22 protein-coding genes are annotated in these 21,513 nt (G+C 64.3%); 14 read left to right on the top strand and 8 right to left on the bottom strand.

What is annotated here, in order from left to right; genetic code table 11:
* Positions 1-51 precede the first annotated feature (51 nt).
* Entirely contained in the window at positions 52-3,375 is a 3,324-nt protein-coding gene (locus QU596_RS11645) for an amidohydrolase family protein (protein ID WP_308515679.1), read from the top strand.
* Between the two features lies 1 nt (position 3,376).
* On the opposite strand, the gene QU596_RS11640 is transcribed toward QU596_RS11645, so the two are convergent.
* Positions 3,377-3,862 carry a SixA phosphatase family protein gene (locus QU596_RS11640; RefSeq protein WP_308515678.1) on the bottom strand — a complete coding sequence of 162 codons (486 nt, stop codon included), beginning with the start codon at positions 3,860-3,862 and terminating at the stop codon, positions 3,377-3,379.
* A gap of 356 nt (positions 3,863-4,218) precedes the next feature.
* Between QU596_RS11640 and QU596_RS11635 the strand changes: the two genes are divergently transcribed.
* From QU596_RS11635 to QU596_RS11625, 3 genes are read left to right on the top strand one after another with little or no spacing between them, the layout of a single operon-like run.
* Positions 4,219-5,487 carry a thiamine pyrophosphate-dependent enzyme gene (locus tag QU596_RS11635; protein ID WP_308515677.1) on the top strand — a complete coding sequence of 423 codons (1,269 nt, stop codon included), beginning with the start codon at positions 4,219-4,221 and terminating at the stop codon, positions 5,485-5,487.
* Positions 5,487-6,500 carry an alpha-ketoacid dehydrogenase subunit beta gene (locus tag QU596_RS11630; protein ID WP_308515676.1) on the top strand — a complete coding sequence of 338 codons (1,014 nt, stop codon included), beginning with the start codon at positions 5,487-5,489 and terminating at the stop codon, positions 6,498-6,500. Before QU596_RS11635 ends, QU596_RS11630 begins: the two co-directional genes overlap by 1 nt.
* Positions 6,500-7,789 (top strand): dihydrolipoamide acetyltransferase family protein, encoded by a 1,290-nt coding sequence (locus QU596_RS11625; protein ID WP_308515675.1) that lies wholly within the window; start codon positions 6,500-6,502, stop codon positions 7,787-7,789. The genes QU596_RS11630 and QU596_RS11625 overlap by 1 nt, the downstream gene beginning before the upstream one ends.
* Here QU596_RS11625 and QU596_RS11620 read toward each other — a convergent pair whose 3' ends face one another.
* The 3 genes from QU596_RS11620 to QU596_RS11610 form a co-directional block, all read right to left on the bottom strand.
* Positions 7,790-8,260 (bottom strand): nuclear transport factor 2 family protein, encoded by a 471-nt coding sequence (locus QU596_RS11620; protein WP_308515674.1) that lies wholly within the window; start codon positions 8,258-8,260, stop codon positions 7,790-7,792.
* A gap of 85 nt (positions 8,261-8,345) precedes the next feature.
* Positions 8,346-8,591: a DUF6582 domain-containing protein gene (locus QU596_RS11615; RefSeq protein WP_308515673.1), complete on the bottom strand. Its 246-nt coding sequence runs from the start codon at positions 8,589-8,591 to the stop codon at positions 8,346-8,348.
* A gap of 176 nt (positions 8,592-8,767) precedes the next feature.
* On the bottom strand, positions 8,768-9,319 hold the full coding sequence (locus tag QU596_RS11610) for an FMN-dependent NADH-azoreductase (protein ID WP_308515672.1): 552 nt from the start codon (positions 9,317-9,319) through the stop codon (positions 8,768-8,770).
* Between the two features lie 128 nt (positions 9,320-9,447).
* On the opposite strand from QU596_RS11610, the gene QU596_RS11605 reads away from it, so the two are divergent.
* Together QU596_RS11605 and QU596_RS11600 are read left to right on the top strand one after the other, a co-directional pair.
* Positions 9,448-9,822, top strand: a complete 375-nt coding sequence (locus tag QU596_RS11605; RefSeq protein WP_308515671.1) for a winged helix-turn-helix transcriptional regulator — start codon at positions 9,448-9,450, stop codon at positions 9,820-9,822.
* Positions 9,823-9,878: 56 nt separating this feature from the next.
* Positions 9,879-10,154, top strand: coding sequence for a hypothetical protein (locus QU596_RS11600; RefSeq protein ID WP_308515670.1), 276 nt, complete (start codon positions 9,879-9,881; stop codon positions 10,152-10,154).
* A gap of 17 nt (positions 10,155-10,171) precedes the next feature.
* On the opposite strand, the gene QU596_RS11595 is transcribed toward QU596_RS11600, so the two are convergent.
* The gene (locus QU596_RS11595; protein WP_308515669.1) at positions 10,172-10,720 is read right to left on the bottom strand and encodes a hypothetical protein; all 549 of its coding nucleotides are present in this window, start codon (positions 10,718-10,720) and stop codon (positions 10,172-10,174) included.
* 462 nt (positions 10,721-11,182) lie between these two features.
* On the opposite strand from QU596_RS11595, the gene QU596_RS11590 reads away from it, so the two are divergent.
* The 7 genes from QU596_RS11590 to QU596_RS11560 all read left to right on the top strand — a co-directional run bounded on the left by QU596_RS11590 (position 11,183) and on the right by QU596_RS11560 (position 19,477).
* Positions 11,183-13,495, top strand: a complete 2,313-nt coding sequence (locus QU596_RS11590) for a transketolase (protein ID WP_308515668.1) — start codon at positions 11,183-11,185, stop codon at positions 13,493-13,495.
* Between the two features lie 9 nt (positions 13,496-13,504).
* A complete protein-coding gene (locus QU596_RS11585) occupies positions 13,505-13,957 on the top strand; it encodes a MaoC family dehydratase (protein WP_308515667.1) in 453 nt (150 codons plus the stop codon).
* Positions 13,954-14,784: an HpcH/HpaI aldolase/citrate lyase family protein gene (locus tag QU596_RS11580; RefSeq protein WP_308515666.1), complete on the top strand. Its 831-nt coding sequence runs from the start codon at positions 13,954-13,956 to the stop codon at positions 14,782-14,784. The genes QU596_RS11585 and QU596_RS11580 overlap by 4 nt, the downstream gene beginning before the upstream one ends.
* A gap of 12 nt (positions 14,785-14,796) precedes the next feature.
* Positions 14,797-15,885, top strand: a complete 1,089-nt coding sequence (locus QU596_RS11575) for an NAD(P)-dependent alcohol dehydrogenase (RefSeq protein ID WP_308515665.1) — start codon at positions 14,797-14,799, stop codon at positions 15,883-15,885.
* A complete protein-coding gene (acs, locus tag QU596_RS11570; protein WP_308515664.1) occupies positions 15,882-17,804 on the top strand; it encodes an acetate--CoA ligase in 1,923 nt (640 codons plus the stop codon). Before QU596_RS11575 ends, acs begins: the two co-directional genes overlap by 4 nt.
* 45 nt (positions 17,805-17,849) lie before the next feature.
* The gene (locus QU596_RS11565; RefSeq protein ID WP_308515663.1) at positions 17,850-18,326 is read left to right on the top strand and encodes a DUF3833 family protein; all 477 of its coding nucleotides are present in this window, start codon (positions 17,850-17,852) and stop codon (positions 18,324-18,326) included.
* A gap of 110 nt (positions 18,327-18,436) precedes the next feature.
* Positions 18,437-19,477, top strand: a complete 1,041-nt coding sequence (locus QU596_RS11560) for an aspartyl protease family protein (RefSeq protein ID WP_308515662.1) — start codon at positions 18,437-18,439, stop codon at positions 19,475-19,477.
* 120 nt (positions 19,478-19,597) lie between these two features.
* On the opposite strand, the gene QU596_RS11555 is transcribed toward QU596_RS11560, so the two are convergent.
* The 3 genes from QU596_RS11555 to QU596_RS11545 form a co-directional block, all read right to left on the bottom strand.
* Positions 19,598-19,750: a hypothetical protein gene (locus QU596_RS11555; RefSeq protein ID WP_308515661.1), complete on the bottom strand. Its 153-nt coding sequence runs from the start codon at positions 19,748-19,750 to the stop codon at positions 19,598-19,600.
* A gap of 162 nt (positions 19,751-19,912) precedes the next feature.
* Positions 19,913-20,458: a hypothetical protein gene (locus QU596_RS11550; protein ID WP_308515660.1), complete on the bottom strand. Its 546-nt coding sequence runs from the start codon at positions 20,456-20,458 to the stop codon at positions 19,913-19,915.
* A 120-nt stretch (positions 20,459-20,578) separates the two neighbouring features.
* Positions 20,579-20,914: a hypothetical protein gene (locus QU596_RS11545; protein ID WP_308515659.1), complete on the bottom strand. Its 336-nt coding sequence runs from the start codon at positions 20,912-20,914 to the stop codon at positions 20,579-20,581.
* A 92-nt stretch (positions 20,915-21,006) separates the two neighbouring features.
* Here QU596_RS11545 and QU596_RS11540 point away from each other — a divergent pair, with 92 nt between their 5' ends.
* Complete coding sequence (locus tag QU596_RS11540) at positions 21,007-21,417, top strand: hypothetical protein (RefSeq protein ID WP_308515658.1); 411 nt, start codon at positions 21,007-21,009, stop codon at positions 21,415-21,417.
* The last annotated feature ends 96 nt before the right edge of the window (positions 21,418-21,513 follow it).

Here is a 21,513-nt window from a genome sequence, read left to right as displayed (position 1 = left end):
CTTCCGGCACGCGGCTGGCCACACATCCTCCCCTGATCAGGGGGTCTCATCATGAAAATCCGTTCGCTGCTGCTCGTCGCCACGATGCTCGCGTCCGCGCCGCTTGGCGCCCAGCCCGCGCCGACCCCGCCCGTCGCGCCGCCCCTGCTGCAACCCGGCGCCGCCGAGCCGATGACCCAGGCCCAGCCGCCGGGCATCGCCTCCGCCCCGACCGGCGGCAAGAAGGACCAGAAGTGGGACGTCAGCGCGCGCCACGGACCTGGCCACGACGTGCCGATCAACGTCAATCAGGGCACTTGGATGAACCTCGACGTCTCGCCCGACGGCCGCGAGATCGCCTTCGACCTGCTCGGCGACATTTATGTCATGCCGATCACCGGCGGCGAAGCGCGCCCGATCGCCACCGGCATCGCTTGGGAAATGCAGCCGCGCTACTCGCCCAACGGCCGCGAGATCAGCTTCACCTCGGACCGCGGCGGCGGCGACAACATCTGGGTGATGAACCGCGACGGCTCCAACCCGCGCGCGATCACCAAGGAGACCTTCCGCCTCCTCAACGGCGCCGACTGGACGCCGGACGGCAACTTCCTCGTCGCCCGCAAGCACTTCACCTCGTCGCGCTCGCTCGGCGCCGGCGAGATGTGGCTCTACCACCGCAGCGGCGTCGGCGGCGGCGTGCAGATGACCAAGGCGCGCACGAAGCAGAAGGACACCAACGAGCCCGCCTTCTCGCCCGACGGCCGCTATCTCTACTTCTCCGACGACGCGACGCCCGGCGAGATTTTCCAGTACAGCAAGGACGTCAACGGCCAGATCTACGTTATCCAGCGGCTCGACCGGCAGACCGGCGAGATCGAGCCGTACGTCACCGGCCCCGGCGGCGCGGTTCGCCCGACCCCGTCGCCCGATGGCAAGACGCTCGCCTTCGTCCGCCGCGTGCGCGGCAAGTCCAACCTCATGCTGCTCGACATCGCATCGGGCCGCATCTCGGCGCTGACCGACCAGCTCGAGCGCGACATGCAGGAAACCTGGGCGATCCATAACGTATATCCGGGGATCAGCTGGACGCCGGACAACAAGTCGATCGTCTATTGGGCCGGCGGCCGCATCCACCGCATCGACGTTGCCAGCGGCGCCATCACTGATATCCCCTTCCACGTCGCCGGCTCGCGCTTCGTCGAGGACGCGGTGCACGTCGACAAGCGCATCGGGCAGGACAGCTTCGACGTGAAGATGGCCCGCTTCGCGCACACCAGCCCTGACGGCCGCCGAGTGGTCTACGAAGCGCTCGGCAACCTCTGGATCAAGGACGTCGCCGGCAATTCACCCCCGCGCCGCCTGACCCGCGCCGATGAGCGCGAAGCCTATCCGGTCTGGTCGCGTGACGGCCGCCAGATCGCCTACGTCACGTGGGACGACGACAAGGCCGGCGCGATCAAGGTCGTCGGCGCCGCGGGCGGCACCGGGCGCACCGTCACCACCGAGCCCGGCTATTACCGCGAGCCCGCCTTGTCGCCCGACGGCCGCCTCATCGCCTATCGCAAGGGAAACGACGGCCAGCTCGCAACTCCGCTATGGGGCCGCGACCCAGGCATCTACGTCCAGGCCCTCGCCGGCGGAAAGCCCAAGCGCGTCTCAAAGAGTGGCTCGCTCCCCCAGTTCGGCAAGGACAGCGAGCGCGTCTTCTTCGCCGACCAGGAAGGCGACAACCAGGTCTTCAAGTCGGTCGGCGTCACCGGCGCCGAGCCGATCACCCACCTCAAGGCCACCAACGCGGCCGAATTCGCGCTGTCGCCCAATGAGCAGTTCCTCGGCTGGACCGAACGCTACCAGGCCTATGTCATGCCGTTCGTGCGCAGCGGCCGCGCCATCGACATCGCCGCCGAGGGCAAGGCGCTGCCGCAGACGCGGGTCAGTGCCGACGCCGGCGACTATCTCCACTGGTCCGGCGACGGCAGCACGCTCTATTGGACGCAAGGCGCGGACCTGTTCGCGCGCCGCGTCGACCTCGCCGCTTTCGACGGCGCCAAGGCGGGCGCCGTCCCACCGATCACGCACCTCGGTTTCACCGCCAGCGCGCCGCACGCATCCGGCTCCATCACGCTGACCAACGCGCGCATCGTCACCATGAACGGTGACAGCGTGATCGAGAACGGCACCGTCGTCATCAACGGCAACCGCATCGCCGCGGTCGGCCCCGCCGGCAGCGTCGCGATCCCCGCCGGCGCGAAGACCATCGACGCCACTGGCAAGACCATCGTACCCGGCTTCTTCGACGCGCACTGGCATGGCCCGCACGCCTCGGATCAGATCGTGACCGACCAGAACTGGGTCTACTTCAACGCGCTCGCGCACGGCGTGACGACCATCCACGATCCGTCCGCCGACACGCACGAAGTGTTCGCCTCGTCCGAGCTTCAGCAGGCGGGCAAGCAGCTCGGCCCGCGCGTGTTCTCGACCGGCACCATCCTCTACGGCGCCGAGACGCCGTTCATGGTCGAGGTCGGGTCGCTCGACGACGCGGTCACCAATCTCCGCCGCCTGAAAGCGTCCGGCGCCTGGTCGGTCAAGAGCTACAACCAGCCGCGCCGCGAGCAGCGCCAGATGATCATCGAGGCCGCGCGCCAGCTGCAGATGGAAGTCGTCCCCGAGGGCGGCTCGCTGTTCAACATGAACATGTCGCAGATCGTCGATGGGCACACGACCATCGAGCACTCGCTGCCCGTCCAGCACATCTACGATGACGTGATCCAGCTGTGGCGCGGGTCGAAGACCGCGTGGACGCCGACGCTCGTCGTCGCCTACGGTGGCCCATTCGGCGAATATCACTGGTACCAGCATAACCCCGCCTGGGCCGAGCCGATCGAGGCCAAATGGGCACCGCGCGGCCTGGTCGACGCCCGCGCCCGCCGGCCGACCATCATCCCGGACGACGAGGACAATCTGCCGAATATCGCGCGCCAGGCGAAGCAGATCAGCGACCTCGGCATCCCCGTCTCGATCGGCGCGCACGGCCAGCGCGAGAGCCTTGGCGCGCACTGGGAAATCTGGGGCATGGCGCTCGGTGGCATGAGCAACTTGGAGGCGCTACGCACCGCCACCATCAATCCCGCCCGCGCACACGGCCTCGACCGCGACCTCGGCTCGATCGAGCCAGGCAAGCTCGCCGACCTCGTCGTGCTCGACAAGAACCCGCTGGAGGACATCCACAACACGATCAGCGTCCGCTACACGATGATCAACGGCCAGCTCCTCGACAGCAACCTCAACGCGGTCGCCGGCGGCACCTTCCGCGCCCGGCCGTTCTGGTTCCAGCAAATGGCGGGCGGCAACTACTCGCAAGGCCTCACCATCGGCGTGCCCCACGAAGATTGATCTAGCGCTTCGGCGCGACCTCGATCCGCTCGACCTTGGTCTTGCCCGGCGTCACGATGAAGACAGTGCCATAGTCCGTGTCGGCGAGCGGACCCACCCGCTCGCCGCCAAACTGCGCGACGATGTCGGGCACCGTGTTGCTGTGCCCGATAATCAGCGCCGCGCCCTTGATCGCATCCACCGCCTTCTTCAGCGCCGCCGGATCGCGCGGATCATAGCTGGCAACGGTCAGCTTGAGCGCCTTCGCCAGCGGCTGGCCGGTTTCCACCGCGCGCCTGGTCGGCGTCGCAAAGATCGCCTTGATTTTCCGCTTGCCGAGAATCGTGACGAGCTTCTGCGCATTGGCAGCGCCTTCGGCTGACAAGGGCGGATCGTTGCCATCAGCCTTTTGCAAATGGCGCATCACGTAAATTTTGCTCGCCGCCATCGCCGGCTGCGATGCTACCGCGACCGACGCGATTGCCAATGCCAAGACAAGTTTGCGCATAAATACTGTTCCGCTGTTGAGGATTATCGTCCCGCGAACATGATTGCGTATGCCAGACCACAGAGGCTCACCACATACCACATGCCGATGATGCCCCAGAACTTGCGCGGGCTTTCGGATGATCGGATTGGATTGAAGGGCCACCTGCTTGGAATCTCGCCGACGGCAACACAATAACTAGCCATAAACGCAACGAATACCGCCACGAACAACCCATCTACCACGCCACACTCCATATCCTCGTTTCGCGGCCCGGCCTAGTTGATTCGAAGCGGTGCCAGCTTAAATGTAAAGTCTCCTTGTCTCCCAGATTTGCCGCTTCGCCGAGTCCGGACTAAGCGCGGCGCGGGAGAGATATGAGCGACAAAGATCCATCACTGCGCCGCAACGCCCCGCGCCTTGCCCTGCACGTTCCCGAACCCGCGTTCCGCCCCGGCGACACGCCCGATTTTTCCTCGGTTCAAGTTCCTGCGGCCGGCAGCGCGGCACGGCCCGATACGACGGCCGCCGCAGCGGATACGCATCCGCTCGCGACGCAACTCGTCCGGGTGCTCGGCGAGGACAATCAGGCGGTCGGCCCATGGGACCCCAAGCTCGCGCCCGACACCCTGCGCAAGATGCTGCGCGACATGGTCACCGTCCGCATCTTCGACGACCGCATGTACCGCTCGCAGCGGCAGGGGAAGACGAGCTTCTACATGAAGTGCACGGGCGAGGAGGCGATCGCCGTCGCCGCCCAGACGGCGCTCGACCGGGACGACATGCATTTTCCGACCTACCGCCAGCAGGGGCTGCTCGTCGCGCGCGGCTATCCGCTGACGGAGATGATGAACCAGATCTACTCCAACCGCGGCGACAAGTTGAAGGGGCGCCAGCTGCCGATCATGTATTCGGACAAGGCGCACGGCTTCTTCTCCATCTCCGGCAACCTCGCCACGCAATTCCCGCAGGCCGTCGGCTGGGCGATGGGTGCGGCGATCAAGGGCGACAGCCGCATTGCGATGGGCTGGGTCGGCGACGGTGCGACCGCAGAAGGCGACTTCCACAGCGCCTTGACCTTCGCCGCCGTATACAACGCGCCGGTCATCCTGGCGGTGGTCAACAACCAGTGGGCGATCTCCAGCTTTTCGGGCATCGCCGGCGCCGAGCGCGCCACCTTTGCGCAGCGCGCGGTGGGCTATGGCGTTGCAACGCTCCGCGTCGACGGCAATGACGCGCTCGCCGTATACGCTGCGGTCAATTGGGCGGCCGAGCGTGCGCGCGCCAATGGCGGCCCAACGCTGATCGAGTTCTTCACCTATCGCGCCGAGGGTCATTCCACGTCGGACGACCCGTCAGGCTACCGGCCGACCAACGAAGCGAAGCTATGGCCGCTGGGCGACCCGATCGAGCGGCTGAAGGCGCATTTGCTGGCGATCCGCGAGTGGGACGAGGAACGGCACGCCGCGATGACCGCCGAATGCGATGCCGCCGTCCGCGCCGCGCAGAAGGAATCCGAAAAACTCGGCATCCTGCCGGAGCAGGGCAAGGACGACATCGGCTCGGTGTTCACCGACGTCTATGCCGACGTGCCTTGGCATCTGGCCGAGCAGCGCGAGCAGGCGCTTGCTGAGGGAGGCGAATAATGCCGACCCTCAACATGATCCAGGCGCTCAACGACGCCCACAAGGTGATGATGCGCGCCGACGACGACATCGTCGTGTTCGGCGAGGACATCGGCTATTTCGGCGGCGTCTTCCGCGTTACCGAGGGCCTGCAAAAGGAATTCGGCAAGACCCGCGTGTTCGACGCGCCGATCAGCGAGGGCGGCATCGTCTCCACCGCGGTCGGCATGGCCGCCTATGGCCTGAAGCCGGTGATCGAGATCCAGTTCGCCGACTATATCTACCCCGGCTACGACCAGATCGTCAGCGAAGTCGCCAAGATGCGCTACCGCACCGCGGCCGAGTGGACGATGCCGATGGTCATCCGCACGCCCTACGGCGGCGGCATCTTCGGCGGGCAAACGCATAGCCAGTCGCCCGAAAGCCTGTTCACGCACATCGCAGGGCTGAAGGTCGTCATCCCCTCGACACCTTACGACGCCAAGGGCCTGCTGATCGCGGCGATCGAGGACCCCGACCCCGTCATCTTCTTCGAGCCCAAGCGCATCTACAACGGCCCGTTCGACGGCCACCACGATCGCCCGGTAAGACCCTGGTCGAAGCACCCCGCCAGCGAAGTCCCCGAGGGCCATTATACCGTGCCGATCGGCAAGGCGTCGGTCGTCCGCGAGGGCGAAGACCTGACCGTTCTGGCTTACGGCACCATGGTCCATGTTGCCCTGGCCGCGGTCGAGGAGCAGGGCATCGACGCGGAGGTGATCGACCTGCGTACGCTCGTCCCGCTCGATCTCGACACCATCGAGCAATCGGTGAAGAAGACCGGCCGCTGTCTTGTCGCGCACGAAGCGCCGCGCACCAGCGGCTTCGGCGCCGAGCTGGTCGCGCTGGTGCAGGAGCGCTGCTTCTATCACCTCGAAGCCCCGGTCGAGCGCGTCACCGGCTGGGACACGCCCTACCCCCACGCATATGAATGGGCCTATTTCCCCGGCCCGAAGCGCATCAAGACGGCGCTTGGAAAGGTCATGGCTGACTGATGGGATTGTATAAATTCAAGCTGCCCGACATTGGTGAAGGCATTGCCGAGGCGGAGATCGTCGCCTGGCACGTCAAGGTTGGCGACACGATCGGCGAAGATCAGCAGATCGCCGACATGATGACCGACAAGGCTACCGTCGAGATGGAAAGCCCGGTCGCCGGCAAGGTGGTCGAGCTGGCGGGCGAAGTCGGCGACCAGGTGTCGATCGGCGCCGTGCTCGCGGTTATCGAGACCGAAGGCGCGGATCGGACCGAAGAAACAGCGGCGGACAGCACCGAAGAGCAGCCGCTTGCCGACGGCGCCGTCGAGGCGACGCCCGAGCAAGCCAGGGAAATCCCAGTCGCCGCCACGGCAAGCGAACCAGAAGCCGCGAAGCCAGCGCCTACCCCGCGCGTCGAGCCGGAAGTCGCCGAAAAGGAGCCCGCCGCGCACGCGCAGGTTCTCGCCTCCCCTGCGGTACGCGCTCGCGCCCGCGACCTCGGCATCGACCTCGGTCAGGTCCGCACCGCCGGCGACCGCATCCGCCATTCTGACCTCGACGCCTACCTGCTTTATAACGGCGGCAGCGTCTCCGGCCGCGGCGCCACGCCGCGCGCCGACGAGACGATCAAGGTCGTCGGCCTGCGCCGCAAGATCGCCGAGAACATGCAGGAGGCGAAGCGCCGCATCCCGCATTTCACGCTCGTCGAAGAGTTCGATGTCACCGACCTCGAAGACACCCGCGCGATGATGAACCGCGACCGCGGCCAAAACCCCAAGCTGACGCTGCTGCCCTTCCTCATTACCGCGATGGGCAAGGCGCTGCCGAACTGGCCGATGCTCAACGCGACCTATGACGACGATGCCGGCGTCATCACGCGCCACGGATCGCTGAACCTCGGCATGGCGACGCAGACGCCCAACGGCCTGATGGTCGCCGTCATCCGCGACGCGCAGAACAAGAGCGTGTGGGATCTCGCCCGCGAGATTTCCCGTCTCGCCGACGCCGCCCGCACCGGCAAGGCGACGCGCGAGGAGCTGTCGGGCTCGTCGATCACCCTGTCGAGCCTTGGCCCGATGGGCGGCATCACCTCGACGCCGGTCATCAATCGTCCGGAAGTCGCGATCATCGCCGTCAACAAGGTCGAAGAAAAGGTCGTCGTGCTCGATGGCGAGATCGAGGTTCGCAAGCGCATGAACCTGTCGCTCAGCTGCGACCACCGCGTCGTCGACGGCTGGGACGCCGCCAGCTTCATGCAGGACCTCAAGACCTACATCGAAAACCCAATACGGCTTTTGTCCGCCTGATTACTGCGGCGTCGCGGTGGCGCCGGAGTAGGTCCAGCTCGCGATCTTCCAGTCGGCGCCGGTCTTGGCCATGACGAAGGTCATGCTGCCCTTGCCGGCCATCTTCTTGCCGTTCTGCAAGAAGCTGTAGGTCGTTGGCAGCACGATGTAGGCTGACGTCCCGTCGCTGCTGGCTTGCAGCGGCGCGCCATAATCGACTCGTCCGCCGGTGACCCCGCGCTTGGCCGCGTCCGCGCCATAGGCATCGAGCCAGCGCTTGACCGATCCGGCCCCGGCCCAGCTGTAAGGCGGAACTTCATCGATGATGATAGCGCCGTCGCGATGTGCTGCCTGGAATGCCGCGACATCGCCGCCGTTGAACTTGTCGAGCACCGTGGTGATCGCCTTGGTCGCGTCTTCGGCCGGGCCTGCGACGGCCGGTGTCGATGACAACAGCGAAGTGACTACGCTGAGTACGGCGAATGTCCGCATGCCCCCTCCTCGACGATCATTGGAAACGCGGACCGCGACGCGCAGCAACCTGCTGCGCGCCTATCGCGTTACCGTCAAGTGACGGCTATTTCTTGGCCTTGAGGTCGTGCCAGCTGTCCTCGTCGACTTCGACGCCGTGCTTTTTCGCGGCGGTCTTGATGCGGCGCCAGGCGGCATCGCGCTCCTTGTCGCTAACGCCTTTCACCTGATTGAAGCGCGCAATGGCATTCCGCACATGCTCGGCGTCGTGAATCGGCTCCTTGCGCTCCTCTGGGAACGCAAACTTGTCACTGTCGATATGGTCGCGCTGGTTTTCGCTCAACTCGGACATGGTGATGCTCCTTCCGGAGATGACAACGCCCGAGGCCGCTCGACGTTCGAAAAGTTGAACGAGAGTTCATTTGGCAGTGCCATACTTTCCGGTATGTCGGCCGCCGCGAGGCAGTTGCCCCTGACTCGCCCGAAGAAGCGCTCCCTTAACTGCGGAGCGCTTCTTCGTTGAGCGTTTCAGGCGGCGAGACGTGTCGTCTGACCCAAAGCCTGCTTGATGGACTGTTCACGCTGCTCCGGACCGATCGCCAGACCGTCCGCGGCCACGAATTCCGGCTCGATGCCGATGAAGCCGAACACGCCGCGCAAGTAACTCTCCAGATGCTCGAGTGCCGCCGCTGGCGACCCCTGGTCGTAGAAGCCGCCACGCGCCAGCGCGACGATTACCCGCTTGCCGCCGGCCAGGCCCTCTGGCCCATTCTCGGTGTACCGGAAGGTTTTTCCCGCAACGAGGATTCGGTCGAGCCACGCCTTCAGCTGGCTTGGAAGCGTGAAATTGTACATCGGCGCGCCGATCACCACCGTGTCGGCGTCTAGGAATTCGTCCAGCACCGAAGTGTCAGCAAAGGCGTCCAGCGTCAGGTGCGGCAGTGGCGCGGAGACGAGATCGCGAATGATGACATCGCCGCCGCCGTCGGCAATGCGAAGCTGATCGACGATCGAGCGGGTGATGGCGCGGCTGGCGCTCTGCTCGCCGCTGATGCTGCTGTCGATATGCAGAATGGTCACTATTGCCTCCTAAGTATGGATTTGTTACTGAGGCACCCTAAATAACCACCAGCAATTGGCTCACAAGAACGCACTTTTTTGGTTCTCACGAACAAATTTGTGCGACGGGAACAGCGAAGGAACCGCCCATGAAAGACCCGACCAATCCGGTCTGCCGCACGATCAGCACCCTGCTCTCGCGCATCGGCGACAAATGGACCGTGCTGGTCGTCCAGACGCTCGGCGAAGGGTCGAAGCGGTTCAACGAGCTTCGCCGCGAAATCCCGAGCGTGTCGCAGCGGATGCTGACCCTGACGCTGCGCAATCTGGAACGCGACGGCATCGTCAATCGCACCGTGACGCCGACGATCCCGCCTCGCGTTGACTATGAGCTTACCGAGCTTGGCCAGTCGCTGCAGAGGCCGATTTGCGGCTTGGCGACCTGGGCAACTGAGAACGTCGAAGCCATCCACATGGCGCAGGCGAAGTTCGACGCGCAGCAGGACGAAGCGCGCGCCGCCTGAGCCCGAAGAAGAGCACAGTTAGGACTTTATTAACCATACTGGCCGATTTTGGGCGGATGGAAACGGCCAGCACTTACTTCACCCGCCGGGCCCGCGAGGAACGAACGAGCGCCCTCGACGCTGCCTCATCCGAAGCACGGACCGCGCATCTCGAGATGGCCCTTCGATTGGTCAAAGTCGCGACCGAGCCCGCGAACGGCCTCCGCGAGATCAATGCGCTTTACGGTCACAATGATAATGCCCGCGACGATTTGGGACACTCGCTGCGAAGTGCATTCCCGGTTGTGAGATCGGACGAATTTCAGGAGTTGCTCGACGCCGTCGATTCTTAGTCCGCCCGCATTCTGCCTTAGCCAAACCTGCGCATTGGAAGATCGCTAATCTTGCTGGCGCCATACCTCGCCTTCAGGACCTCGTAATTCTCAAAAGCACGGCCGTAGTCGATCCCGCCGGCCTGCATCGGCGGCGCGTGGATCTGAATGCGCTCCGCGTTCATGCCGACCCCCCTTCTGCCCGCGGCAGCCACGATATCCTTGATCAGGCGCTGCGGCAGCCCGCCTGCCGCCGCCAGCTCGCTGAAGTCCAGCCGGAAGAAACCGTCGTAATCGCCCATGTCGCTGTACAGGGCGGCGCGGTGCCGCCCCACGAAATTGAGATACGTCTGGAGCTCGACCTCCTCGAGCCGGCGGGTCTCGCTAAGTCGGCGCATCTCTTCGCCGTCGCCTGGATGGGCCCGCCCCCCGGCGATCGACAAATGCTTCATCGAGACGAAAGTCTCGAACGGATCTCTCTCCAGCGACAAAATGATCGCGCCCGATTGCCGCAAGTAAGCATATAAGGCGTAGTTCGTACCAGCATCGTTCCACGACACGCATGGGATTTCGATTTGATTGAACATTATATCGACGGATGCGACTGTGCAGACGTGCTCAAATTGTCTGAAATATCTGTCGAGGAGCACTTGGTTGCCGAGGTGTGTTTCCTGCCATCCGCGCGCGCGCATGAACTCGGAGAACGAAGCGACTTGCTGAACGTCGGGATTAAAGACTTCGCCGAAAGGCGTTACTGCTGTCCCGCTCTGAAAGCAGCTTCCCAATAATTTCGTACCTGAACGCTGCGTCGAAATAGTTGCAATAATCACATCATTTGCTCGGTCATGCTGGTTGACTGACGCCGATACTTGCAAAGACCGTCTGTTTTCCGAGCTATACGGACTTTGCTATCGCAGTAGACCGAACAAATGCTGCGGTCCGGTTCGAAACGTTGCGAAATTTTGCGAAAATTACAAGCGGAAATTATCGAAAGTTAGGCGGTGCTCGCACGGCTTTGCGGCGTCGCGCTGCTCGGCTAATCGCCGGCGATGCTCAAGCCAGTCGCCACCGATATTGAAGCCCTCAAGACGATCGACGAGCGGCTGCGCTGGCTGTCCGCCTGGACGATCCACCACGCCAACCACATTCGCGAGAACAATGACGGCCTGAAGGTCGGCGGCCATCAGGCGAGCTGCGCCTCGATGACCGCGATCATGACCGCGCTCTATTTCCACGCGCTCGGGTCCAACGACCGCGTCGCGGTGAAGCCCCACGCCGGACCGGTACTCCACGCGATCCACTATCTGCTCGGCTCACAGTCGCGCGAGATGCTGGAGAATTTCCGCGGTTTCGGCGGTGCACAGAGCTATCCCAGCCGGACCAAGGACCGCATCCCCGTCGACTTTTCGACCGGCTCAGTAGGCCTCGGTGTCGCGATCACGCTCTTTGCCAGCCTGGTGCAGGACTATCTGTCTGCCCACGGCTGGCTGCAGGATCAGGATCGCGGCCGCTTCGTTGCATTGATCGGCGATGCCGAGCTCGACGAAGGCAATGTCTACGAAGCGATCATCGAGGGCGCGAAGCACGACGTTCGCAACCTTTGGTGGATCATCGACTACAACCGCCAAAGCCTCGACGCGACGAGCGCCGACCGCATGTTCGAACGGTTCGACGAGATCTTCCAGAGTTGCGGGTGGCGCGTGGTCGAGATCCGCTACGGCAAGCGCCTGCAGGCCGCGCTCGGCCAACATCCCGCGCTCGCTTCATGGTTCGAACAGCTGCCTAACGCGGACCTTTCGGCGCTACATTACCAAGGCGGCGCGGCATGGCGGACGCGCATCGATGCCGAGCTGGGCAATAGGGCCGCCTACTTCCTGAAGCAGCATGACGACGATGCGCTGGCGTCGCTGTTCACCGACCTCGGTGGCCATTGCATGGAGACTTTGGTCGAAGCGTTCGACGCCGCGCAGGACGATGTCCCGACCCTGTTCATCGCCTGGACGATCAAGGGCTTTGGCCTCCCATTCGCTGGTCACAAGGACAATCATGCTGGCCTGATGAATCCGACCCAGCTCGCCGCGCTGCGCGACGCCATGGGCGTCCGCGAGGGCCAGGAGTGGGAGCCGCTCGAAGGCATCGGCGACAACGCCCGCACCGGCGTCGAAGCACTGATCGAGCGCAGCCGGATCGCACGCGAGAAGAGGAGCCGCAGCTTCGGCACCGCCGCCATTCCCGACCTCCCCGCCCCCGCGGGTGAGGAGCAGTCGACCCAAGCCGCGTTCGGCCGCATCCTGCTCGACCTGTCCAAGGCCGGCGGCGACCTCTCCGACCGCGTCGTCACAACTTCGCCGGATGTGACCGTCTCGACCAACCTCGGCGCCTGGGTAAACCAGCGCGGGCTGTTCCGCCGCGCCGACACGCCCGACGTCTTCGCAAAAGCAAAGATTGCCTCCGCGCAAAAATGGAGCGGAAACAACAATGGCCAGCACATCGAATTGGGCATCGCTGAAAGCAACCTGTTCCTGATGCTCGCCGCGGCCGGCCTTTCCGGCGACCTGTTCGGCACGCGCCTCTTCCCGATCGGCACGCTCTACGACCCTTTCATCGCCCGCGGTCTCGATAGCCTCAACTACGCCTGCTACCAGGACGCCCGCTTCCTGCTGGTGGCCACGCCGAGCGGCATCACGCTCGGGCCTGAAGGCGGCGCGCACCAATCAATCAACCCGCCGCTGATCGCGCTCGGCCAGCCCGGCCTGCGCCATTACGAGCCCGCCTTCGCCGACGAACTTGCAGCGATGATGCAGGAAGCCTTTCGCCTCATCGACGATCCCAATGGCGAAAGCACCTACCTCCGCCTGTCGACACGCAGCATCCGGCAGGTCGAGCGCGACGGCGACGGCTGGCGCGAGGGCGCGCTCGCCGGCGGCTACTGGCTTCGCGAACCTGCCGAAGGCGCCGAAGCGGCGATCGTCGCCATGGGCGCCGTCATGCCGGAAGCGCTCGCTGCCTGGGAGGAACTGAGCCAGGACGTGCCCGGCCTCGGCCTCCTTGCAGTCACCTCCCCCGACCTGCTCCATCGCGGATGGACCGCCGCGCAGGCAGCGCGCTGGAAAGCCGAACGCAACACCAGCCACATCGAACAACTACTCTCGCGGCTCTCGCCAAACGCTGGCCTCGTCACCCTCGCCGACGCCGCACCTGCCTCGCTGTCGTGGCTTGGCGGCGTCCTTGGACAGCGCGTCGCGCCGCTCGGCGTCGAACGCTTCGGCCAGACCGGCAACCTCGCCGACCTGTACGCCGCCTACCGCCTCGACGGCGACGCCATCACCGAAGCCGTTGCCGAACTGCTGCTGCCTGCCTAGGGAGCGGCCATGGCCGGACGGTATTTCGACGAATGGCAGGTCGGCGATCGCGTGCAGCACGCGATCACGCGCACCGTCACCGAGACCGACAACGTCCTCATCACCACGCTGACGCACAATCCACAGCCGCTTCACCTCGACCATGAGGCGGCGGCGAAGACCGAGTTCGGCAAGCCGCTGGTCAACAGCTGCTTCACCTTCAGCTTGATGGTCGGCGTCAGTGTTCACGACACGACGCTCGGCACGCTCATCGCCAACCTCGGTTACGATAAGCTGGTCTTCCCCAACCCCGTCTTCGCGGGTGACACCCTGCGCAGCGAGAGCGAGTGCCTCGAAGTGCGCGAAAGCAAGTCGCGGCCGAACGCCGGCATCGTCACCTGGGCTCACCGCAGCTTCAACCAGCGCGACCAGCTGGTGTGCGAATGCACGCGCACGGCGCTGCTGCAGAAAAGGCCGCAGTGAGCGAGCCGCGCTCCTGGCTGTTCGTCCCGGCCGACAGCGAGCGCAAGATCGCCAAGGCGCTGGATAGCGAAGCCGACGCGATCATCTTCGACCTCGAGGACAGTGTCGCGCCGGCACAGAAGGCTGCGGCACGCGAAATCCTTAAGAGCCTGTCGAAGCGAGAAAACGGCCCTTTATGGTGGGTTCGCATCAACCCGCTCCGCACTGACGAGCATCGGCTCGACCTCGAGATGCTCGGCATCCCCGACATCTACGGCGTCGTCCTACCCAAGACCGAAAGTGGTGCGGACATCGCGGAGATTGCGCATCGCACAGGCAACATCCCCATCCACGCCATTGTCACCGAGACCGCGGCCAGCCTGTTCGGCCTCCTGTCCTATCGCGATCCCAAATCCCCGCTCGCCGCCATGAGCTGGGGCGCTGAGGATCTGTCGGCCGCGCTCGGCGCAGCGTCGAAGTATGACGCGAACGGCGAGCTCAGCTTCACCTACAAGATGGCGCGCTCCCTGTGCCTCGCCGGCGCGGTTGCCGCCGGCGTCCAGCCGGTCGACGGCGTCTTCGCCGACTTTCGCGACGACGATGGCCTGCGCGCCGAAGCCGAGGCCGCACGCCGCGAAGGCTTCACCGGCAAGCTCGCCATCCACCCGGCGCAGGTGCCGGTGATCAACGCGGCCTTCACGCCGTCCGACGACGACGTCGCGCACGCTGCAGCCATCGTCGCGGCCTTCGAAGCGGAGCCGAACGCTGGAGTGCTCTCGGTTGGCGGCAAGATGGTCGACCGCCCGCACCTCGTGCAGGCACAGCGCGTTCTGGAACGATCAAGATAAGGAGATACGAACATGGCGACGACGGCGGAACCCACCCAGCAGCAGACCAACGGGCCGACGACCGCCAAGGGCTGGGGCACCGATGCGCCCGACCAGCCCCTCCGTCCCATGGAGTTCGAGCGCCGCGCGCTCCGGCCGAACGACGTTGCCATCAAGATCACCTACGCCGGCATCTGCCACAGCGACCTGCACACCTGCCGCAACGACTGGGGCGGATCGCAATATCCGGTCATTCCCGGTCATGAGATCGTCGGCACCGTCACCGCAATCGGCGACGAGGTCACGCGACACCGCGTCGGCGACACGGTCGCGGTCGGCTGCATGGTCGACAGCTGCATGGAATGCGACCAGTGCCTAGAAGGCTGGGAAGTTTTTTGCCGCAAGGGCTGCGTCCAGACCTACAACAGCGCCGACTATCACGATCACACGATCAGCAAGGGCGGCTACACCGACCATATCGTTGTTCGCGATCATTTCTGCCTGAAGGTGCCGCAGGGCATGGATGTCAGCCGCGTTGCACCCCTGCTGTGCGCCGGCATCACCACCTACTCGCCGCTACGCCAGTATAATGTCGGGCCGGGCACGAAGATGGCCGTCGTCGGCCTCGGCGGACTCGGCCACATGGGCGTGAAGCTCGGGGCAGCACTGGGTGCGCACGTGACAATGATCACCACCACGCCAAGCAAGGGCAACGACGCCCGCGAGCTTGGCGCTCACGACGTCATCATCTCGACCGACGCGCAGCAGATGGCTGACGCGGCGACGCGGTTCGGCTTCATCCTCAATACCATCCCGGTCAGCCACGAGATCGATGGCTATCTGAACTTGCTCGGCCGCTCGGGCCGGATGGTTATCGTCGGAGCGCTGACGCCCATGCCCGGCTTCACCGGCTTCCAGCTGATCTGGTGGAACCGCGCGGTCGGCGGCTCGGCCATCGGCGGCATTCCGGAAACGCAGGAGATGCTCGATTTCTGCGCCGAGAAGGACATCTACCCCGACGTCGAGTTCATCCGGATGAATCAGGTCAACGAGGCCTACGAGCGCCTGCTCAAGAACGACGTCCGCTACCGCTTCGTCATCGACATGAGCAAAGGTCTGTGACGCAGGAGGTCTATCCGGTTCCCGAGGGCTTCGATGCGCGCATCGGGCCCCGTGAACTGGCCGACCTCAATCATCTGGCGGAAAGCGATCCCGACCGCTTCTGGCTCGACCAGGCGCGACGACTGACCTGGGACAAGTTCCCGACCAAGGCCGGCGACTGGTCCTATGACAAGGCCGACTTCCACATCCGCTGGTACGAAGATGGCCAGCTCAACCTTTCGGTCAATTGCCTCGATCGCCACCTCGACGAACACGGCGACCGCACGGCGCTCATCTTCGAACCTGACGAGCCAGGCCAGGGCCACGCCTGGACTTACCGCGAGTTGTACGAAGAGACCTGCCGCTTCGCCAACCTCCTGAAGCAGCGCGGCATCGGCCGCGGCGACCGCGTCATGATTTACATGCCGATGATCCCCGAAGCCGCGGCGGCCATGCTCGCCTGCGCGCGCATCGGTGCGGTGCACTCGGTCGTATTCGGCGGCTTCTCGCCCGACAGCCTCGCCGGCCGCATCGCCGACTGCGGCGCTGTGGCGGTCATTACCGCTGACGAAGGGCGTCGTGGCGGCAAGCACATACCCCTCAAGCGCAACGTCGACACGGCGCTTGAGGAAGGCGACGTTCCCACGGTCGTCGTCATCACCCGCACCGGCGCCGACGTGCCGATGAAAGACGGCCGCGACATCCGTTACGCCGACGTCCGCGACACATTGGCGACCGAATGCCCACCGGAAACGATGAATGCGGAAGATCCGCTGTTCATCCTCTACACCTCGGGCTCGACCGGGAAGCCCAAGGGCGTCGTCCACACGACCGGCGGCTACGCGGTGTGGGCCGCGACGACCTTCGACTGGATCTTCGACGTCCGGCCCGACGACATCTTCTGGTGCACCGCCGACATCGGCTGGATCACGGGCCACACCTACGTGGTCTACGGTCCGCTGATGATGGGCGCGCGCAGCGTCATGTTCGACGGCGTGCCCAACTATCCGAACTTCGGGCGATTCTGGGAGACGATCGACCGGCTCGGTGTCACCATCTTCTACACCGCGCCCACCGCCATCCGCTCGCTCGAACGCGAGGGCGATGATTGGGTCACGCGCTACTCGCGTCAGTCCCTCCGCCTGCTCGGTACCGTCGGTGAGCCGATCAACCCCGACGCCTGGGAATGGTACTGGCGCGTCGTCGGCGACGGCCGTTGCCCGATCGTCGACACCTGGTGGCAGACCGAGACGGGCGGTGCGCTCATTTCACCCCTCCCCGGCGCCGTCCCGGCCAAGCCCGGCTCCGCCACGAGGCCGCTCCCGGGCATCCACCCCGAACTCGTCGATGCCGAGGGCCAACACCTCGACGGCGCAGTCAGCGGAAACCTCTGCCTGACCTCGTCCTGGCCCGGCCAGATGCGCACCGTCTGGGGTGATCACCAGCGCTTCTTCGAAACCTACTTCACTACCTACCCCGGCAAGTATTTCACCGGCGACGGCTGCCGACGCGACGAGGACGGCTATTACTGGATTACCGGGCGCGTCGACGATGTGATCAACGTCTCCGGGCACCGCGTCGGCTCGGCCGAAGTCGAAAGCTCGCTCGTCTCCCACCCCAAGGTGGCCGAAGCCGCAGTCGTAGGCTTTCCGCACGACATCAAGGGGCAGGCGATCTATGCCTTCGTAACCTTGAACGCCGGCGAGGAAGGCGACGACGCGATGCGCAAGGAACTCGTGCAGGAGGTCCGCCACGACATCGGCGCCCTCGCGGCGCCGGAGAAAATCCAGTTCACACCCGCCTTGCCAAAGACCCGCTCGGGCAAGATCATGCGCCGCATCCTGCGCAAGATCGCGGAAGGGGCGACCGACGGCTTCGGCGATACGTCCACGCTCGCGGACCCAAACGTAGTCGATGCGCTGCTCGCCGGGCGCCAATAGCAAGCCTCGCGCGTTGCCCGACCGAACCCGTCAGAAGGAAGCCGAGTGAAGCGTCCGATCCTGTTCCTTGCCCTGCTCGCATTAGCCGCGCCGCTCGCCGCCGCCCCGTTCAATCCCGTCGAATTCTTCCGGGGCCAAACGCATGGCGAAGGCACGCTCAAAGTCATCTTCCAATCGTCCAAGACCATCCGCGTCGACAGCTTCGGAAGCGACGAAAAGGACGGTTCGCTGCTCCTCAAGCAGGTCATTCACGAGCCCGGCAAACCGCCGCGCACCCGCTATTGGCGCATGCGGCAGGAAGGGCCCAGTGCCTTCTCCGGCACCCTCACCGACGCCGCCAGCCCGGTCCGCGTGGATGTCAAAGGCGAAGCAGTCCGCATCCGCTACAAGGGCAAGGACAATCTCGACTTCGACCAGCGCCTCACTCCCGCCGGCCCGCGCGAAGTCCGTAATCGCATGAAGGTCAAGCGCTTCGGAATCACCGTCGCGCACTTCGAGGAACGCATCCGCAAACTGGATTGAATTTTCGACAGTCGGTCGGCCGGGTCTCTTCGGCCCAATGGCAGCCAGCCTGCCCTCGGTGTACAATCGTGGTCCTACCGGCATGGGAGGCGATTGACTTGCCACGGGTCTTGTTCGGTTTGGTGCTAGCAGCCTGCGCCGTCGCCGCGGCCGCGCAGGCACCGCGCATCGGCAAGCCCCGTCCCGCGCCGCCAGGTCCGCCTCCGGTCATGCCGCTGCCGCCAGCGCAGTTCGACAGTCAGCTCGCCATCGCCGGCCAGGATGTGAAGGCGCGCCTGCTCGACACCCGCCTCGGCGTCGATGTCCTCGTCAATGGACGTGGCCCTTACCGCTTCATCGTCGACAGCGGCGCCGATACGTCGGTGGTAGGCACTCGCCTCGCCGAAAGCCTCCAACTCCCGCTGACCAGCCCCGCGATCCTCAACGGCATGACGGCGCGGAACGAAGTCGACCGCGTCCGCGTGGACAAGCTCACCCTCGGCCCCGTTACCACCCACGATCTGGAGCTTCCCGCCCTGCGGGAGGCGCATGTGGGCGGCGACGGCCTGATTGGCATCGACGCGCTAGCCCGCCAGCGGCTGATGATGGATTTCGAGACCCGCACCGTCCGCGTCGAGGACGCCAGCCTGCCGGCAAAGTCGATGCCCGGCTCGATCGTCATTACCGCCAAGCGTCAGCGCGGCCAGTTGATCCTCGCCCACGTCCGCGCCGGCGGCACCTCGCTCGACGCGGTAATCGATACCGGATCAGACCTCACCATCGGCAACATGGCCCTGCGCGAGAAGCTGTTCCGCAAGCACCCGGACCGCCTGCGCAAGGTCGTCGCGATCGGCGTCACCGGCGTCCCCATCGAAATGTCGATGGCCTATGTCCCCGAGCTTCAGCTGGGCCCGGTGATCCTCCGCGACGTGCCCATCGGTTTCGCCGACCTTCCACCGTTCGACGTCTTCGGCCTATCGAAGCAGCCCGCGCTCCTGCTTGGCACCGACATCCTCGAAAACTTCCGCCGGGTCTCGCTCGATTTCCGCTCGCGCAAGGTCCGCTTCCAGCTGCGCAAATGCACGGCCGACCATTTCTACACCACCGCCACGCTCAACGAGCGTCCGGCTACCCTGCTGCCGGACAAGTCGACCGAAGCGTGCATTCGCTGATCAGCCTGTCGCCAGACTCCATTCCCGCGATCCCCGACTTTCAGCGAACCGCGCGCAAGCGGAATGATGATGAACGTCGAATGATGTGCTGAGGATCGGGGATGGGTAGGAAGTGGGGCGCTAACGGCTGGCCTGGCGGTTGACGATCGCCGTCACCACCCAGATCAGGCCTCCGAGCAGGAACGAGGATACGCCAAGATACCAGGCAGTGCCGAGCAACCGCGTCGTGTAAAGGCCGCTTGGGCCGAGCGTCGGGATGAAGCCCTCACCCACCCATATCGAGGAATGCCTCGCGATTAAGATCGCCAAGAGAGAGGACAAGCCGACGCCCCCGCCGATCAAGACAAGGTTGAGTGAAACCTTTCTGAGGAGCCGGACTATGCCACGGCACGACATTGCGCCCAAGAGCCTAATGTCTGCAATGGGTGGAAAGCATTAGTCTTGCAGCAGTCGGAGAGCTTGGGCGACTGCTTCCTTGGCGCGTAAGGCGGGAAGGACTTTGCACCCGGTTGGCAGCTCAAAGATGCCAAATCTGCCATCGCTTCCACTGAAAAGCACCAGAGCGTCACTGCTGCCGTCCGCTATGGCTGGACAGCCTTCTGGTAAAACCACCGGCGCATCTGGTTTGTCCAGTCGTTGAGGATGGAGAACAGCCAAGACATTCCGGGCTTGCTCAGCATGGGACTGAGCGATTTTAAATGTTCGTTGCGAGAGAATCTTTGGCTTGGACTCTGAGGGCCAAAGTTCCGATCGCAGCCTTTTCACTTCGACCACATCGCTTGGCCGCAATGTCACGTGCAGATTATCGTAAGAACGCTGATTTTCGACCGGCTGGGTTAGTTCAATCAGTATCGTTTCACGCGATAGTTCGGAGATACTAGGGAGCTTTGAAGAGCCAGCAAGACTGACCGGGGCTTCTTGCTGCCTCTCACATGCGCAGATCGCTATGAGCGTGAAGACGAGCGGTCCCAATTTGAACATCGCCTACGATTGCGACATCATCCTTGTGTCCGCAATGGGTCGAATGTGGACGCTACCTGATATCTGCTTAGGGTCGAAAGCTGACCTCAACTTTGGGTCGAGCTTTGGTCCTAGCCGCGACTAGCGGCACCGCACTCCCGTTTCGCCGGGTTTGACGCAGATCATGTAGGTCCCGTCCTCGTCCCTCCTGAGCCTGTAGCGGAGCGGCACGCCTTCGCCGCGGAAGGTATGCGCGAGGTAACGGATTTGGATGACCCGCGACGGGGCCTTCCCGCGTAAGACCCGCTCGATGCTCATCTCCGCGGTGATCCAGCCGTGACCAAGCAAGTCATCAGGGTCGCTGATGAGCTCGTAGTCCAGATTCTTGAGTCGCCCGATCACGACTAGGTCACGCGTCGGTTGCGGGGCTTTGTTTGGTTGAGCGGCAGCTAACAGGAACACGGACAGCAGGAACACCCGGCAATGCTCCCACGACACGCCAACGTCCGCAATGGGTGGAAAGCAGACATTAACTCGACTGCTGCAAGTAGCCTCAAATGGAGGGTGTTATGCGTATCCGAGTTGTGGTTGCGGCGGCATCGATTGCACTGGCGGGTTGCAGCAATGCGACGGCCGCAGGTGCCGACAGCAACAATCCGGCGCACTGCCTCGCCGCGTTCAATTACGATGCCTATTGGTTCAAGGTAGACAACCAGCCGGAGAAAGTGGCCGAGTACACAGCACGCGGCCTCTACGTACTGGAAAAGGTGAAGTCAGGCGGCGGGTCTCAGGCTGAGGTTTTGGCGGAGGCTAAGCAGTTCTCCGTCGGTCATGTGAAAGACAGCAAGCAGATGGATGCGCTCGGTTTGGCGTGCGGGAAGGCGCTGGCTGGCGATGCACAGTTTCGAGCAGAGTTTGCGGGCCTCATCGAGAAGGCGCGACCGCTAGTCCCACAGTTCGAGGCCGCAGCAACTCCTTAATGGCAGCAATGGGTCGAAAGCAGACACTGGCAAACTGCTGTCCTACAGCCCCCGCATTGCGATAACTGGCGCGCCTTCTTTTTCCAAAACGGAGGC

Source organism: Sphingomonas flavescens (assembly GCF_030866745.1).
Classification (GTDB): Bacteria; Pseudomonadota; Alphaproteobacteria; order Sphingomonadales; family Sphingomonadaceae; genus Sphingomicrobium; species Sphingomicrobium flavescens.
The sequence above is the reverse complement of the archived record's forward strand: the minus strand, read 5'-3'. Positions and strand labels throughout refer to the sequence as shown.

Coding starts and splice junctions, on each gene's coding strand:
- QU596_RS11645 (WP_308515679.1), top strand. CDS start 52: ATGAAAATCCGTTCGCTGCTGCTCGTCGCCACGATGCTCGCGTCCGCG.
- QU596_RS11640 (WP_308515678.1), bottom strand. CDS start 3,862: ATGCGCAAACTTGTCTTGGCATTGGCAATCGCGTCGGTCGCGGTAGCA.
- QU596_RS11635 (WP_308515677.1), top strand. CDS start 4,219: ATGAGCGACAAAGATCCATCACTGCGCCGCAACGCCCCGCGCCTTGCC.
- QU596_RS11630 (WP_308515676.1), top strand. CDS start 5,487: ATGCCGACCCTCAACATGATCCAGGCGCTCAACGACGCCCACAAGGTG.
- QU596_RS11625 (WP_308515675.1), top strand. CDS start 6,500: ATGGGATTGTATAAATTCAAGCTGCCCGACATTGGTGAAGGCATTGCC.
- QU596_RS11620 (WP_308515674.1), bottom strand. CDS start 8,260: ATGCGGACATTCGCCGTACTCAGCGTAGTCACTTCGCTGTTGTCATCG.
- QU596_RS11615 (WP_308515673.1), bottom strand. CDS start 8,591: ATGTCCGAGTTGAGCGAAAACCAGCGCGACCATATCGACAGTGACAAG.
- QU596_RS11605 (WP_308515671.1), top strand. CDS start 9,448: ATGAAAGACCCGACCAATCCGGTCTGCCGCACGATCAGCACCCTGCTC.
- QU596_RS11600 (WP_308515670.1), top strand. CDS start 9,879: ATGGAAACGGCCAGCACTTACTTCACCCGCCGGGCCCGCGAGGAACGA.
- QU596_RS11595 (WP_308515669.1), bottom strand. CDS start 10,720: ATGTTCAATCAAATCGAAATCCCATGCGTGTCGTGGAACGATGCTGGT.
- QU596_RS11590 (WP_308515668.1), top strand. CDS start 11,183: ATGCTCAAGCCAGTCGCCACCGATATTGAAGCCCTCAAGACGATCGAC.
- QU596_RS11585 (WP_308515667.1), top strand. CDS start 13,505: ATGGCCGGACGGTATTTCGACGAATGGCAGGTCGGCGATCGCGTGCAG.
- QU596_RS11575 (WP_308515665.1), top strand. CDS start 14,797: ATGGCGACGACGGCGGAACCCACCCAGCAGCAGACCAACGGGCCGACG.
- QU596_RS11550 (WP_308515660.1), bottom strand. CDS start 20,458: ATGTTCAAATTGGGACCGCTCGTCTTCACGCTCATAGCGATCTGCGCA.
- QU596_RS11540 (WP_308515658.1), top strand. CDS start 21,007: ATGCGTATCCGAGTTGTGGTTGCGGCGGCATCGATTGCACTGGCGGGT.